The organism is Streptosporangium sp. NPDC006013, from assembly GCF_040614275.1.
Lineage (GTDB): Bacteria > Actinomycetota > Actinomycetes > Streptosporangiales > Streptosporangiaceae > Streptosporangium.
The window spans coordinates 1-12,947 of the sequence record NZ_JBEXUE010000290.1 but is presented as its reverse complement, the minus strand read 5'-3'; the positions used below and the strand labels follow the sequence as shown (position 1 = coordinate 12,947).

Genomic DNA, 12,947 nt, shown 5'->3' with positions numbered 1-12,947 from the left:
AGGAACCCGACTACCTACCAGCCGCCGTGCAGGTGCTCATCTGCGAATTCGCAGATGAGCACCTGCACGGCGGCTGGTAGGTAGTCGGGTTCCTCGACCCCGTACCTGGAGCGTGACGCGGGCCGGCGCAGGGGCAGAGGCTGAAACCAGCGGACCCATTACGTCCCGGACGCAATGGGTCCGGCTCTCCCGATCCCGGCCGTACCAGCAGGTAACTTGCGGGAATCCCCACTCTCGCGAGCTGGCGGTTCACCCCATGATCCACTTTTTGGCGGCTAGTAGCACGTTTGTTAACGGCACCCCAACGCCAACCCCGCACTACGGGTCTGGCCGGCCCCGAGAGTCCTGGCGATCCTTCGCTTCTACGCGGACGAGACCGTCGACTTCGACATCGATCTGCGAGACCTACAGGGCCAGGAAGGGCTGGACCTGTTGTGCGGCTTCCTGCGGGCAATCGGCCGCCGCCTGGGCAAGCCGGTCTGATGACACCAAAAGGCGACGACCATCACCCGGTACTCGGCTTCGACGTCGCAACCGACCGCGTGGTGCTGCTTGCCGAACCGTGACGATCACCACGCTGTGCCGGCCATCTGACCCCGGTCAGGCCGTCCAGCACCACCCCGACCAGACAGCGGCGCTCGTCCGCACCGCCGCCGAACCAGTCGGCGCCCGCGAAGACGCGGCCCGGTTACGCCATACGGCACCGTTTTTCCGGTGCGGCCGGTAATCCTGGAGCCCGCGGAGGGACTTCTGGGCGTGAACGATTCCCAAGAACAATTATTCACCGGGCTCTACGACCGGCACTACCGCAGCGTGCTGGGCTACGCCCTGCTGCGCGCCGAGCGCGAGGCCGCCGAGGACGTGGTCAGCGAGGCGTTCCTGGTCGCCTGGCGGAGGATCGGCGAGATCCCCGAGCCGGCGCTGCCCTGGCTCCTCGGGGTCGCGCGCAACCTGCTGGCCAAACAGCGCGACTCGCGCTACCGGCGGCAGGCCCTCGTGGAGCAGATCATCGCGCTCAGCACCGAGCGCGACCGGGTGAGCTGGGACGTCGCCGAGCACATCGTGGACCGCGAGAGCGCCCTGGAGGCGCTGAGCGCGCTGCCGGAGAAGGACGTCGAGGCGATGGTGCTGGCCACCTGGCACGGGCTGCCGCCCGATCAGGCCGCCATGGTCATGGGGTGCTCCACGCGCACCTACAACGTGCGGCTGCACCGCGCGCGCAAGCGGCTGGGCGTGGCACTGCGCCTGGACGCCAAGACCACCGGCACCGCCCCGCGCACCGCGCGGCGCGCGTTCGTGGAGGAGGCGTGATGCCGCACGTCCACGGCCCCTACGACAGGAAAAGGGAAGAGCAGAACATGTCCGACCGTATCATCGCCGAGCTCAGGCCGGCCGCGCTGGACGAGCTGACCGAGGACGCCTACGGTCGGCGGCGCGCCGCCGACCTGCGGCGGGCCTTCGAGACCCCGCGGGAACAGGTACGCGTGCGCGCCCCCCGCCGCACGCTGCTACTGGTCGCCGGCGCGGCCGCCGCCGGCCTCGCCGCCGCCGTGATCATCGTGCCGGGCCTGGGCGACGGGAAGGCCGTCGCGCCGGTCCCCGGGGCGACCTCCCGCACGCCGGCCGAGCCGGCGACCATCGACGCGCGCGGCTTCCTGCTGGCGGCGGCCGAGACCGCGGCCAAGGCGCCGGCCTCCTCGGGCCGCTGGTGGTACACCCGCGACCGTACGTTCCAGCGGCTGCATGTGGACCCGGTGGCGTACCAGAAGGAGATCGAGAAGCAGGTCAAGAAGCACGGCGACAAGAACGCCGACAAAGCGGAGATCCTGGAGAAGACCGGGCTCCCCTACGCCGCCTTCGCCGAAGGTACCGACGAGCTGTGGCGGGCCCGCGCCCAAGGCGACACCGACCGCTCCAGGCGCACGGATGACGCGAAGGTCACCTTCGGCTCGTCCGAGGACGAGGCGCGGTGGAAGGCTGCGGGCTCCCCCAAACTGGTCCATAGCACCGGGCCGCAGAGCCACGACGGGCCGGCGCGGGTGCTGTCGATCGCCAACCCCGGCCTGAACATGCGCAACGTGGATGAGCTGCCGACCTCGGCAAAGGCGCTGGAGCGCGAGTTGCGCGGGCTGTTCGAGGCCCGGCCGAAGGGCGGCGGCCTGCAGGACTTCGCGGGCTACCTGTGGCAGACGGGCGTGGACCTGCTGTCGGCGCCGATCACGCCGGGCACCAAGGCGGCGCTGTTCCGGGTCATGGCCGGGGAACCGGGCATCACCGCCGAGGGCACGACCACCGACTCGATGGGACGCTCGGGGGCCGTCCTGACAGTCCTCGGCCCGGACGACCGGGACCGTCCGGACAAGATCAGGTACCGGCTGGTCATCGACCCCGAGAACGCGAACCTGCTCCAGTACGAGGTCACCGAGGTCGAGGACGACGCGCCCCTCCTCCGGGTGACCTTGCAGGACGCCGGCTGGGTCAACGGCCCGGGCGAGCGCCCGTAACGAGGGGGACCAACAGGGGAGGTCCAGCCGGGCGCCGCGCCCGGCTGGACCGCGTCTCACACCCGTACCAGGTCGACCTCCAGCAGGTCGGCCTCGGCCTGCAGGTCGGCCACGCGGTGGCCGGTTCCCAGGGCCCAGTGGTGGGAGATGCCGGTGGTGCTCCAGGCGTCGGTCCACTCCCCCGGGTCCATGCCGAAGTCGACCCGGCTGGTGGTGTTGCCGATCCGCAGCAGCGGCCCGGCCACGACCTCGCCCTCGGAGGCGACGAAGCCGAAGCGGCCGTCGCGCTTCTGGATCACGCCGAACGCGGTGACCGGGCAGCTTCTGGCAAGAGCGGCATCCGGCGCGGCAGCCTGCGACGATAGCGGCGGCCAGGGCGAGGTTCACCGGGCGGCCCGCGGCGTACGGCAGCTCAGCCAGCACGCTGAGGCCGGGAGCGGGGTGGTCGATGTGGCGGGCGGCCTCGGTGTACAGCTCGCCCGTGATGTCCATCCGTTCCCGGATGGCGCGTTTACGATTGTCGGTCGCCATGTGATCGGTCCTCGTGGGCTGGGGTTCCCACGCCACTCCGCCCGGGTCGCGATCAGCACAGGGCGAAGTCGTCGATCTCACATCTCGGCGGAGCTCTGCTCCTTGTCCTCATCACCGCCCGGCGCGTGGGGCCTCGGCGGTTCGCTACTTGAAGTAGGTCCATGACGCGGCTGCAACCGCGATCAGGATGCACATGCGGATGGTCCGGGGAGTGCTGTCAATTCTCTGAACTAGCGCTGACGAGGGCGGATCACGTCTCGTCGGAGCCGATTGCCGCGTTCAGCGCGCGCAGGGCGTCATCGTATTGGTGACGGTCAAACTGGAACGGACCGAATGCCACATAGTCCCGGGTCTTGCGGTGGGGTTGCTCGAAGGAGTCCCAGATCACGAGGCCGGCTGTCGCGGTGATGCGGGCCATGAGCGGCCAGCATCCCCACTCGCCGCATTCACAACCGAGAACGGGTGTCTTCGGCCCCATCGCGTTGGTGGACCGTCCGAGGAAGTGGTCCAGCATCGGGCCGAACCGGAAGAACTGCGGGATCAGACCGCCGTAGGCGTCGCCTGCAGGCTGCATCCCGGCCGTGATCTCAAACCTGTCGATCAGCTCGGTGAGTGGTGCTCCGTCGATGCGAGGGACGATCATGAGCACGCCGCCGTCGCCACGTTGCCGGCAGTCGAACCGGATCTCATTGCTGATCATCCACTGATTGTCTCAGCGAACCCGTTCCCTTCTCCTCCCGGACGGGTTGAGCTGGGGCTATGCGTGGCATGCCGAGGTTGATCGCCGTACCGCCGAGAGTTCGCCGGTCCATTTGAGCAAGCTTGTCTTCGGCGCCAGCCAGGCTGACCTGGAGTCCTTCCACCTCGCCGAGCCAGCCTTCACGCTCGGCCTCGGCGATGCGGGCGACGAGGTTGTCGCGGATCTACCAACGGGTGTCGACCAGGTCCAGCGGTCCGGTCTCTGCGGGGCGTTGGCTTTTGAAGGGCGCGTATTCTCGCGAAGTGAAGATCATTCGCAGTGCGGTCGGCGTTCTTACGCTTGGTGCGGGATTTGGCGCGGCCCTCTCCCTCGTCAAGGACGTGTCCTCTCCGGGCGGGATGATCGGACGCCGGTCGGTGGATGCGGGCTGGGTGTGGGTCGAGAAGGCCGCAGAAATGGTGAGCCTGCTGCTGGACGTCGGCTGGGCCTGGGCGGCGCTGGCGGTGGCCGTGGGGTGGCTGGTCGGTGGGCTCATCCGCGGGGCGGGCGCCGGTGTTCTGGCATTGATCGCGGCCACGGCGGCGTACTACTGCGGGGAGTCCGCCTTTACGGGCGTTCCGCTGGCCTGGCAGTGGAGGCTGATGCTCTCCTGGTGGCTCGCGAGCGTGCTCTTTGGGCCGATTCTGGGCGCCGTTGGCGCGAGCATCGGACGGCCTGGGGTGATTGGCCTGCTTGCCAGGTTGACGGTACCGGTCGGCGCGATCGTCGAAATGACTTTCCTGCCGCCCCAGATCTTTCTGATCGGGCGTCCGACGGCGTCCTGGGCGCTGGTGATCGTATGGACGGCCGCCGCAGCGAGTATTGGTGCCATCCTCATCCGGTTCCTTGCCGCGGTGCGGCGTCGGGACTTGGGGATCAACACTCAAAAAAGTCAGGCTCAGCGGATGCGCTGATCTTCAAGCGGTGCCCGTAGTCGTGGCCGAAAACCCAACGAACCTTCACCGATCCGCGCCTTTGTGCCGCGATCGTCGACCGCCTCACCTTCGCCGGCAACATCATCGAGACCGGCGGCGACTCCTACCGCCTTGCCCAGGCCAAAGCCCGCGCCGAACACCAAGCCAGTTGACCGCCCCCTGTCACGGTCAACTCAGCGCCACCATACTGTTGTCAGTTGCTCGCGCGGACGGAGGCGCCATGCTGAGGAAGCTGAGGAAGACGACCCTTCATCAACCCCTGGAGCGCCTCCTGACGGTTCGTGCCCGGCAGGCGCTGGACCTGGCCGAGCAGGAAGCAAGGGCTCAGGGACATGACCGTGTTACCGCCGATGGCACCGAGCATCTCCTGATGCCTCACACCTGCCTGGTGCGCGCCGGGGAGATGTGGAGGCCGGGGTGGCCGAGCACGCCGCCCGGATGGACCTGCCCACCGAGGAAGACCGGCGCCGCGAACGCGCCCGCATCCTCGACATCGCCCAGACCTTGTTGGCCGACGGGCTGACGATCCGCCAGGCTGATGTTCCCCGAGTTCCGTGGAGCTGGCTTGGTTGACTGTCATGCCAGCTGGTTGTTTGCGTAGAGGATCTCGTATTCGATCGGGGTGCGCATCCCCAGAGCACTATGTCGTCGTTGTCGATTGTGGAAGATCTCCAGGTACCCGAAGATCGCGTTGGCGAGTTCGAAGCGGCTCTTCCACCGTCGGCGGTTGAGCAGCTCGGTCTGCATCCGGCCCCTGAACGACTCGATGACGGCGTTGTCGAAGCAGTCGCCGACCGACCCCATCGAGGGGACCAGCCCAGAGGCCTTGGCCCGGGCGTGCATCGGCGAGCCGCCCGCGATCGACCGCCTGGTCGTCTGTCACGGGGACGCGTGCGTCCCCAACACCCTGCTGCACGACGACGGCACGTTCGCCGCGCACGCCGACCTCGGTTCGCTCGGCGCGGCCGACCGATGGGCCGACCTCGCGGTCACGGCCTGGAGCACGGAGTGGAACTACGGCCCGGGCCACGACGGCATCATGTACGACGCATACGGGATCACCCCGGACCTGGAACGCATCGCCTATTACCGCCTGCTCTGGGACATGGCTTAACCGGTTGCGCCGGCCGTGACCGACTCGGCGACGAAGCTCTCGGTCTTGTCGAACACCGTCTGCAGGTTGTGGTCAAAGGGGTCCCCGAACTGGTGAGCTCGCCTATCCAACTATCGTCAGTTCGGGACCCCGGCCAGACCCTACGAAATTCGAGTGCGCCAGGAGTGCAGCCGGTGTTGCATGAATCAGATGATCGACGAACCGCTGGAACGACTCCGCACCGCCGCACGACGCACCCGTGAACTGGCCCTAAACCGGGCGGCTACCGGCCTGAGCCACGAGGACGCCAACGACGACGTCGGCACGATCGACACGGACGATGCCCTCGGGTTCGACCCGTTCCCTCTGCTCGAAGCCTTCCACCACAACGGCATCCGGGTCGTAGTGATCGGGCAAGTCGCCGGCATCATGCATGGATCCACCGAACTGACCGGCGATCTAGACCTGCTCTGGGACGGCGCCCCGGCCCATGCCCCAGCCCTGGCGACCGCCTTCACCTCCGTCAACGCCCAACTCACCGACGAAACAGGTAAACCCGTAGCAACTCACCCGGATTCCTTTCTCCGTCCCAAAGTGCAGTTCACCTCGCCCGGAGCCAGCGGCGACTGCTGCACCCCAGCGCTCCCCTGGGGAATCCTTCAAGTCCGAGAGTTCCTCGACCGCGCGATCACCGCAGTCGACCCCGGCGGCCTGGAAGTTCACTACCTCTCCCGAAAAGACCTGATCCAGATGCGCCGCGCCATAGGCCGCCCCAAGGACCTGCGTCGAGCAGACGAACTGGACTCGTCCGCCTCGGACCGCTGAGGTTGACGGCCCACCTCCGGGTCCTGCCGAGGTACGGGGAAAGGCGGCCATAGGTCGATCTTGGAGCCGCTGAGCCGGGGAAACTGCACGTCCTCGTGGAGCCCTCGGGCAAGGTCAGCGGCATCGCGGTGACCTGTCGGTCGTCGCGGTGATCACCGCGCTGTATCCGGCCGGGACGGTCCTGCTGGCCTGGGGGGTGCTGCACGAGCGGATCGGTCGCAGCCAGGTCGCCGGGCTGGCGACCGCCGCTGTCGCCGTCGGCCTCCTGGCCCTCACCTGACCGGCCCCACCAGCCGGCCCCTCATCGTCTTGACTTCACCGTACTGATAGAGGAGGACTTCATGTTCATTCAGCCCTGGGACACCGCTCTGGACGAGGCCGAGTGGAAGGCGTGGGTCGCCGACGGCCACGACTTCGGCCAACTCGCCGTCAACGGCCCGCCCGGACAGCCGCCCGCCGTGGTGCCCACCCACTTCGCCTGCGACGGCGACGACTTGCTCATCCATCTGGCCCGGCCCAACCCGGTGTGGGCGGCGATCGAGCACGACTCGAACGTCACCTTCACCGTCATCGGCGACTACGCCTACATTCCCGGCCCCTGGCGCGCCGCCCCGGGCATCCCGGCCGTTGAGGGCGTCCCCACCAGCTACTACGCCGCCGTCCAGTTCACCTGCCGCGCCCACGTCGTCGACGACCCCGCCGGCAAGGCCGATCTGTTGACCCGCCAGCTCGCCCACTTCCAGCCCAACGGTGATCACGCCCCAGTTGCCCCTGGCCAGCCGCCCTACGGGCGGATGCTGTCCGGCATCTGCGGGCTGCGCCTGGAGGTCACAGCCGTCCAGGCCAAGTTCAAATACGACGACCACAAGTCTGTCCAGCATCGCGCCACGGTCGCCGACCTCCTCACCGAACGGGGCCAGGGCCTCGACCTGCCCACCGCAGCCCAGCAGCGCCGCCGCACCGACCGCATCGGCACCTGGAAGCCCTGAACCCCGAGCCCTTAACGCCTGCGAAGGCGCATCGACATGACCGCCATCCACCTCACCCCGGCCGTAGCCGAGACCTTCCCCGACACGCTCATCGCCGTGGTCACCGCCACTGGCCGGTGCGGAACCCAGCCCTGGCCCGCCGCCATGACCGACCTGGAACAGCGACTGGCCGCCGGGACCTGGCAGCCCGCCGACGAGAACAACCCCCTCATCGCCACCTGGCACACCGCCTACCGCTCCTTCGGCACCAACCCCCGCCGCATCCGGCCCAGCGTCGACGCACTTGGCCGCCGCCTGGCCAAGAAAGGCACCCTGCCGCGCATCAACCCCGCCGTCGACACCTACAACACCGTCTCGGTCACCCACGGCCTGCCCGCCGGCACCTTCGACCTCGACCACATCACCGGCGACATCCACATCCGCTACGCCGACGGCACCGAGAACTTCACCCCCCTCGGCGAACCCGACACCACCGAGTGCCCGTGTCACAGCCTGACGGGGTCGCCGTGATCATGCGGTTTCGGTTGAGCAGCCGCGACAGGAACAGCACGCGGCCCGCCGGTCAGCGGCCGTACGCCTCCAGCAGCCGCAGCCACACCTCGGTGACCGTGGGGAACGCCGGAACCGCGTGCCACAGCCGGTCCAGCGGAACCTCGCCTACGACCGCGATCGTCGCGGCGTGCAGCAGTTCTGCGACGTCCGGGCCGACGAGCGTGAAGCCGACGATCACTGTCCGGTCCTCGTCGACGACCATGCGGGCGTGCCCTCGGTAGCCGTCGGCGTGCAGGGCGGATCCGGCGACGGCGCCCAGGTCGTAGTCGACGACGCGGATCCGTACCCCGGCGGCCTCGGCCGCGGCCGCGGTCAGCCCCACCGAGGCGATCTCCGGTTCGGTGAAGACCACCTGGGGCACCGCGCGCTCGTCGGCCGTGGCGACGTGCCGGCCCCAGCGGCCGTCCTCGACCGCTTCGCCCTTCGCCCGCGCCACGATGACGTCGCCGACCGCGCGGGCCTGGTATTTGCCCTGGTGGGTCAGCAGCACTCGCCGGTTGACGTCACCGGCGGCGTACAGCCATCCGTCACCGATCGGCGCCCCGTCCTCCCCGACCACGCGCAGCGTGTCGTCCACCGTGAGCCAGGCACCCGGCGTCAGGCCGACGGTGCCGAGACCGATGTCCTGGGTGTTCGGTGTCCGGCCGATCGCCACCAGAACCTCGTCGGCCTCGACCTGCTCGCCGTCGGTCATCGTGATGTGCACCGTTCCGGCCTCGTCGCGGTGCACCGATGCGGCCTCCGCGCCGAGGCGTACCGACACACCGGCCTCCCGCAACGACTCGGTGATCCGCTCGCCGGCGAACGGCTCGGCCAGCGGCAGCACACCGTCACGGGCCAGCATTGTCACCGAGGACCCCAGGGCGGCGAAGGCGGTCGCCATCTCCGACGCCACCACGCCACCACCGATGATCGCGAGCCGGCCGGGGACCGCGCTCGCGGCGGCCGCCTCCCGGCTGGTCCACGGCGCGGCCTCGCGCAAACCGGGAACGTCCGGCAGCAGCGCGCCGCTTCCGGTCGCGATGACCACCGCATGCCGGGCCGTCAACGTGACCGGGACGCCGTCGTCGCCGGTCACCTCGACCGCGTTCGCGGACACGATCCGGCCCTGACCACGGTGCAGAGCGATGCCGGCCGAATCGAGCCAGCCGACCTGACCGTCATCCTTCCAATGCGAGGCGAAGGAATCCCGGCGGCCCAGCACCGCGGCCGCGTCGAGACCGCCGGTCACCGCCTCGCGCGCTCCCGGCAACTGACGCGCCGCCCGCAACGCCGCCGCGCTGCGCAGCAATGCCTTGGTCGGCATGCAGGCCCAGTAGGAGCATTCCCCACCGACAAGCTCGCGCTCGACGATGGCTGTGCTGAGCCCGCCCTGCACCACCCGGTCGGCGACGTTCTCCCCGACCGGGCCGGCCCCGATGACGACGACGTCGTAAGTGTTGCTGTCCATGTCAGTTTCCCTTCGCGGCGCGGCCGAGCCGGAAGGCCGAGATGAGGAAGAAGATGCCGCCGGGGATGGCGTAGCCGGCCGCGTTGGTCAGTGTCGGGCTGTCCGCGGAGGCACCAACGATGAACGACGCACCGGCGAGCATGGAGATGCCGCCACTGATGATCATCGGCCACTGGCCGCCCATCTTACGGCGGGTGACACCCACGATCAGCTGGACCAGCCCGGCCACGACCGCCCAAGCGCCCCACACGCGCAGCACCGCCGGGATACCGGACGCGCAGGCGATGGCCACGCCGATGGCGGTGATCCCACTGACCGCGATGTTCACGTACAGCAGGGCAGGTGATCCGGTGGTGCGCGACGCGCGGGCGTCGATGATGGCGGCGGCCACGTCGAACAGCGGGTAGAGCACGAGCAGAGTGACCGCGACCGGACCCAGTTTTGAGGCGGTCGTGAACATCACGAGGGCCCAGACGATGGCGAACGCGAACCGGACGAAGTACAGCCGCCGCAATGCGGACGCGGTCCCGGAAATACCGGGCGAAGCAGCGATAGTGCTCATGATGATCCTTTCAGTGGATGAGTGACGAGGAGAGCGGTTCAGCGCGTCCCGCGGTCGGCCTTCTCGATCAGGTGGGCGACCAGCGATGGCCTGGTCCTGCCTGCTGACCAGGTACCAGGACGGGTGGTCTGCCAGGCCGCCGCCTCGCTCGTGCCGGTGGAGGCGCTGCCGGCGGATGGCGCTGCGCGACGCCCCTGGTCGCGGCAGCCACTGGTGCGTGCGTGAATACGATGAGCCGCTGCTGGACCTTCCCCCGCTAGACCGAACGTTCTGTCTCGGCTCAGCATGGCAACCTGCGGCGCCGACTGTCAAGACCGAACGTTCTATCCGCTAGGATGGCGGTATGCCCAGCCAATCCGAAGGCCGGCCGTCCGAAGCGCGGTCCCGGCTGCTCAACACGGCCACCCGGCTCTTCTACGCGGAGGGCATCCACGCCGTCGGCATCGATCGCATCGTCGCCGAAGCGCAGGTGACGCGGGCCACCCTCTACCGGCACTTCCCCGGCAAGGAAGACCTTGTCCTCGCCTATCTGAACGAGGTCGACCGAGCTATGCGGGGTCAGGCGGACGAGGCCGTCGCCGCCGGACTACCGGCCGCCGACACCATCCGGGCCCTCACCAAGTCCATCGCCCAGGGCATCCAGTCCCCCGGTTTCCGGGGATGTGCCTTCCTCAACGCTGCCGCCGAGTATCCCGACCCCGAGTCCCCGGTGCGCAAGGCCGTGCTCGCCCACCGCCAATGGTTCCTGGAAACCGTCACGGAACTGCTGGCCAAGATCCAGGAGACCGGCGCCGAGCCCGCCGCCCGCCACTTCGTGATGATGCGCGACGGCGCCATGGCCGCCGGCTGCCTGTTCGACCCGGTGCTGATCTGCGAGACCTTCCTGCGCGGAGTCGAGAGGCTCCTGCAGGTTTATGCCGCCACCGACTACAGCGGACCGGCAGGCGCCTGAAACCGCAGGCCTGCGCTCAGGAATGAAGTGGTCGAGCCCCTGCCGGCGGTTGCCGGCCGGATCCCACGGTGCGGCGGCGGTATTTTCCTCACAGCCGTTCTGGCTGACCTGGCATGACGCTCGGCTGCGGAAGCACGCTCCGGACTACTTCGCGCGTCTGAAACGGTCCTTGCATTCGGCCGGCCAGCCGTAGTACGGATCGGTGATGTAGTCGCAGAACTGCCGTAAGCCGGTCTGGTCCAGGAAAATCCTGTCTCATCCCAAGACACGGCGCCCTGTCCTTACCCACCGGTGAGGGATACCCATCGAGATCTGGGCGGCTGATGCGCCGCGCGGTACGCCGGAAGCATGGCCGAGCAGTGACCGTACCCCAGCGACCTGTCCGACGCCCGCTGGGCGCTCATCGAACCCGTGCTGAGCGCCTGGCGCGCCGACCGCCGCGGCAGAGGCCTGGACATCGGGCGCCCCTGCGAGCATGACCTGCGCGCCATCATGAACGCCATCGTCTACGTCGACCGCACCGGCATCCCCTGGCGTTATCTGCCGCACGAGTACCCGCCCTGGCAGAGCGTCTACGGCTACTTCGCCCACTGGCAGAACGACAGCGTCTTCACCCAGCTCAGCGGCCTGCTGCGCCGCTTGGTACGCACCGCCGAAGGCCGTGATCCCGAACCGACGGCCTGCGTCATCGACGCTCAAAGCGTCAAGACCTCGGCCAACGTGCCCGCCGTCGGCCAGGGCTACGACGCGGGCAAGCAGATCGCCGGCCGCAAGCGCAGCATCGTCACCGACACCCTCGGCCTGCTGATCGCGGTCATGGTCACCGCCGCCAGTGTCTCCGACGGGGCCGCCGGCCTGCCCCTGCTGCCCCAGGTCGCCGCAGACCACCCGGCCATCACCAAGGCATGGGCCGACAGCGCCTACCGCACCAAGGTCATCGAAGGTGGCGCCGCGCTGGGCATCGACGTCGAAGTCGTTCGCCGCAACCCCGCCACCAGGGGATTCACCGTCCTACCCCGGCGCTGGGTCGTCGAGCGCACCCTGGGCCAGCTGATGTTCCACCGCCGCCTGGCGCGTGACTACGAAGCCCTGCCAGCCCGCTCCGAAGCCATGATTCACATCGCCATGATCGACCTCATGACCCGCCGCCTCACCTGCGAATCCACCCCAACCTGGAGAGACACCTGAAACCACAATCAGACAGAACTCACGGGATCAAACACCCACTAGGATGTCGAGCTTGTCCGAGCCGAGCTGCTCGATCGCCTTGGTGTAGCGATCGGTAACGTGCCCTTGCTCACCCAGCTGGAAGGTCCGCCGGGCGGTGTCAGCGTTGCGCGCGGTGTAATACACCGCCACCAGCGCGATCAGCCCGGTGGCGATCGCCGGCGCCCGTCCGCGCACTGCGTCCAGCGCCGCCGCCAAGTCCTTGCCGACAAGCCCACGCACTCCGTCGAAGTACTCCAGCACCCAGGCCAGTCCGCGACCAAGACAACGCCCAGCAGGATCAGAGCAAACCGGGGAAACCCCCGCCAGAACCTCATATCCTCCAGGCTCGCCACTTTCCCAGCCCACACGGCGGCATCGTCCGCGGTGTTGGCAAACTGTGACCGACCACGCTAGCCAGCGCCGACATCACCTGCCACTGAGCCATTCCCGTGAGCCGGCGATTCACCCCATGATCCACTTTTTGGCGGCTAGTAGCACGTTTGTTAACGGCACCCCAATTCCCGCCGTACCGTCTTCGCGGCATCTCAGGGGCTCCCGCATAGCGGGCGGCCCGGCCGTGCAGGAGCTGCGGCCCGCCCGGCAGCG

18 protein-coding genes and 1 pseudogene are annotated in these 12,947 nt (G+C 68.6%); 12 read left to right on the top strand and 7 right to left on the bottom strand.

Annotated elements, in window-relative coordinates; genetic code table 11:
- The first annotated feature begins 756 nt into the window (after positions 1–756).
- Positions 757–1,311 (top strand): sigma-70 family RNA polymerase sigma factor, encoded by a 555-nt coding sequence (locus ABZ260_RS33545; RefSeq protein WP_355625776.1) that lies wholly within the window; start codon positions 757–759, stop codon positions 1,309–1,311.
- Entirely contained in the window at positions 1,311–2,504 is a 1,194-nt protein-coding gene (locus tag ABZ260_RS33540) for a hypothetical protein (protein WP_355625774.1), read from the top strand. Before ABZ260_RS33545 ends, ABZ260_RS33540 begins: the two co-directional genes overlap by 1 nt.
- A 56-nt stretch (positions 2,505–2,560) precedes the next feature.
- Here the strand turns inward: ABZ260_RS33540 and ABZ260_RS33535 are convergent, their stop codons facing one another.
- Both ABZ260_RS33535 and ABZ260_RS33530 read right to left on the bottom strand, forming a co-directional pair.
- Complete coding sequence (locus tag ABZ260_RS33535; RefSeq protein ID WP_355625772.1) at positions 2,561–2,803, bottom strand: hypothetical protein; 243 nt, start codon at positions 2,801–2,803, stop codon at positions 2,561–2,563.
- Positions 2,804–3,285: 482 nt separating this feature from the next.
- Positions 3,286–3,735: a hypothetical protein gene (locus ABZ260_RS33530; RefSeq protein WP_355625770.1), complete on the bottom strand. Its 450-nt coding sequence runs from the start codon at positions 3,733–3,735 to the stop codon at positions 3,286–3,288.
- Positions 3,736–4,037: 302 nt separating this feature from the next.
- On the opposite strand from ABZ260_RS33530, the gene ABZ260_RS33525 reads away from it, so the two are divergent.
- Both ABZ260_RS33525 and ABZ260_RS33520 read left to right on the top strand, forming a co-directional pair.
- Complete coding sequence (locus ABZ260_RS33525; RefSeq protein WP_355625768.1) at positions 4,038–4,688, top strand: hypothetical protein; 651 nt, start codon at positions 4,038–4,040, stop codon at positions 4,686–4,688.
- A gap of 41 nt (positions 4,689–4,729) precedes the next feature.
- Positions 4,730–4,861 (top strand): annotated as a pseudogene (locus ABZ260_RS33520) (ATP-binding protein); the annotation flags it as partial.
- 41 nt (positions 4,862–4,902) lie between these two features.
- Here ABZ260_RS33520 and ABZ260_RS33515 read toward each other — a convergent pair.
- Entirely contained in the window at positions 4,903–5,073 is a 171-nt protein-coding gene (locus tag ABZ260_RS33515; protein ID WP_355625766.1) for a hypothetical protein, read from the bottom strand.
- A gap of 53 nt (positions 5,074–5,126) precedes the next feature.
- Here ABZ260_RS33515 and ABZ260_RS33510 point away from each other — a divergent pair, with 53 nt between their 5' ends.
- Positions 5,127–5,282, top strand: coding sequence for a hypothetical protein (locus ABZ260_RS33510; RefSeq protein ID WP_355625764.1), 156 nt, complete (start codon positions 5,127–5,129; stop codon positions 5,280–5,282).
- A gap of 3 nt (positions 5,283–5,285) precedes the next feature.
- Here ABZ260_RS33510 and ABZ260_RS33505 read toward each other — a convergent pair whose 3' ends face one another.
- Positions 5,286–5,513 carry an integrase core domain-containing protein gene (locus ABZ260_RS33505; RefSeq protein WP_355625762.1) on the bottom strand — a complete coding sequence of 76 codons (228 nt, stop codon included), beginning with the start codon at positions 5,511–5,513 and terminating at the stop codon, positions 5,286–5,288.
- Positions 5,514–5,535: 22 nt separating this feature from the next.
- Here ABZ260_RS33505 and ABZ260_RS33500 point away from each other — a divergent pair, with 22 nt between their 5' ends.
- From ABZ260_RS33500 to ABZ260_RS33480, 5 genes are all read left to right on the top strand, one after another.
- On the top strand, positions 5,536–5,823 hold the full coding sequence (locus ABZ260_RS33500) for a phosphotransferase (RefSeq protein WP_355625760.1): 288 nt from the start codon (positions 5,536–5,538) through the stop codon (positions 5,821–5,823).
- 189 nt (positions 5,824–6,012) lie between these two features.
- Positions 6,013–6,627, top strand: a complete 615-nt coding sequence (locus ABZ260_RS33495; protein WP_355625758.1) for a hypothetical protein — start codon at positions 6,013–6,015, stop codon at positions 6,625–6,627.
- 133 nt (positions 6,628–6,760) lie between these two features.
- On the top strand, positions 6,761–6,907 hold the full coding sequence (locus ABZ260_RS33490) for an EamA family transporter (protein ID WP_355625780.1): 147 nt from the start codon (positions 6,761–6,763) through the stop codon (positions 6,905–6,907).
- Positions 6,908–6,968: 61 nt separating this feature from the next.
- The gene (locus ABZ260_RS33485) at positions 6,969–7,616 is read left to right on the top strand and encodes an FMN-binding negative transcriptional regulator (protein ID WP_355625756.1); all 648 of its coding nucleotides are present in this window, start codon (positions 6,969–6,971) and stop codon (positions 7,614–7,616) included.
- A gap of 36 nt (positions 7,617–7,652) precedes the next feature.
- Positions 7,653–8,126 (top strand): phenylalanine--tRNA ligase beta subunit-related protein, encoded by a 474-nt coding sequence (locus tag ABZ260_RS33480; RefSeq protein WP_355625754.1) that lies wholly within the window; start codon positions 7,653–7,655, stop codon positions 8,124–8,126.
- A 52-nt stretch (positions 8,127–8,178) separates the two neighbouring features.
- Here ABZ260_RS33480 and ABZ260_RS33475 read toward each other — a convergent pair whose 3' ends face one another.
- Positions 8,179–9,618 carry an NAD(P)/FAD-dependent oxidoreductase gene (locus ABZ260_RS33475; protein WP_355625752.1) on the bottom strand — a complete coding sequence of 480 codons (1,440 nt, stop codon included), beginning with the start codon at positions 9,616–9,618 and terminating at the stop codon, positions 8,179–8,181.
- Between the two features lies 1 nt (position 9,619).
- Entirely contained in the window at positions 9,620–10,180 is a 561-nt protein-coding gene (locus ABZ260_RS33470; protein ID WP_355625750.1) for a hypothetical protein, read from the bottom strand.
- Between the two features lie 343 nt (positions 10,181–10,523).
- Here ABZ260_RS33470 and ABZ260_RS33465 point away from each other — a divergent pair, with 343 nt between their 5' ends.
- Together ABZ260_RS33465 and ABZ260_RS33460 are read left to right on the top strand one after the other, a co-directional pair.
- Positions 10,524–11,132 carry a helix-turn-helix domain-containing protein gene (locus ABZ260_RS33465; protein ID WP_355565233.1) on the top strand — a complete coding sequence of 203 codons (609 nt, stop codon included), beginning with the start codon at positions 10,524–10,526 and terminating at the stop codon, positions 11,130–11,132.
- 378 nt (positions 11,133–11,510) lie between these two features.
- Entirely contained in the window at positions 11,511–12,320 is an 810-nt protein-coding gene (locus ABZ260_RS33460; protein ID WP_355625778.1) for an IS5 family transposase, read from the top strand.
- Between the two features lie 27 nt (positions 12,321–12,347).
- Here ABZ260_RS33460 and ABZ260_RS33455 read toward each other — a convergent pair whose 3' ends face one another.
- The gene (locus ABZ260_RS33455; RefSeq protein WP_355625748.1) at positions 12,348–12,602 is read right to left on the bottom strand and encodes a hypothetical protein; all 255 of its coding nucleotides are present in this window, start codon (positions 12,600–12,602) and stop codon (positions 12,348–12,350) included.
- Positions 12,603–12,947 lie beyond the last annotated feature (345 nt).

Bases quoted from the DNA above. Each gene is read 5' to 3' on its own strand.
- ABZ260_RS33540 (WP_355625774.1), top strand. From the start codon at position 1,311: ATGCCGCACGTCCACGGCCCCTACGACAGGAAAAGGGAAGAGCAGAAC.
- ABZ260_RS33530 (WP_355625770.1), bottom strand. From the start codon at position 3,735: ATGATCAGCAATGAGATCCGGTTCGACTGCCGGCAACGTGGCGACGGC.
- ABZ260_RS33515 (WP_355625766.1), bottom strand. From the start codon at position 5,073: ATGCTCGGTGCCATCGGCGGTAACACGGTCATGTCCCTGAGCCCTTGC.
- ABZ260_RS33505 (WP_355625762.1), bottom strand. From the start codon at position 5,513: ATGGGGTCGGTCGGCGACTGCTTCGACAACGCCGTCATCGAGTCGTTC.
- ABZ260_RS33495 (WP_355625758.1), top strand. From the start codon at position 6,013: ATGATCGACGAACCGCTGGAACGACTCCGCACCGCCGCACGACGCACC.
- ABZ260_RS33485 (WP_355625756.1), top strand. From the start codon at position 6,969: ATGTTCATTCAGCCCTGGGACACCGCTCTGGACGAGGCCGAGTGGAAG.
- ABZ260_RS33480 (WP_355625754.1), top strand. From the start codon at position 7,653: ATGACCGCCATCCACCTCACCCCGGCCGTAGCCGAGACCTTCCCCGAC.
- ABZ260_RS33475 (WP_355625752.1), bottom strand. From the start codon at position 9,618: ATGGACAGCAACACTTACGACGTCGTCGTCATCGGGGCCGGCCCGGTC.
- ABZ260_RS33470 (WP_355625750.1), bottom strand. From the start codon at position 10,180: ATGAGCACTATCGCTGCTTCGCCCGGTATTTCCGGGACCGCGTCCGCA.
- ABZ260_RS33465 (WP_355565233.1), top strand. From the start codon at position 10,524: ATGCCCAGCCAATCCGAAGGCCGGCCGTCCGAAGCGCGGTCCCGGCTG.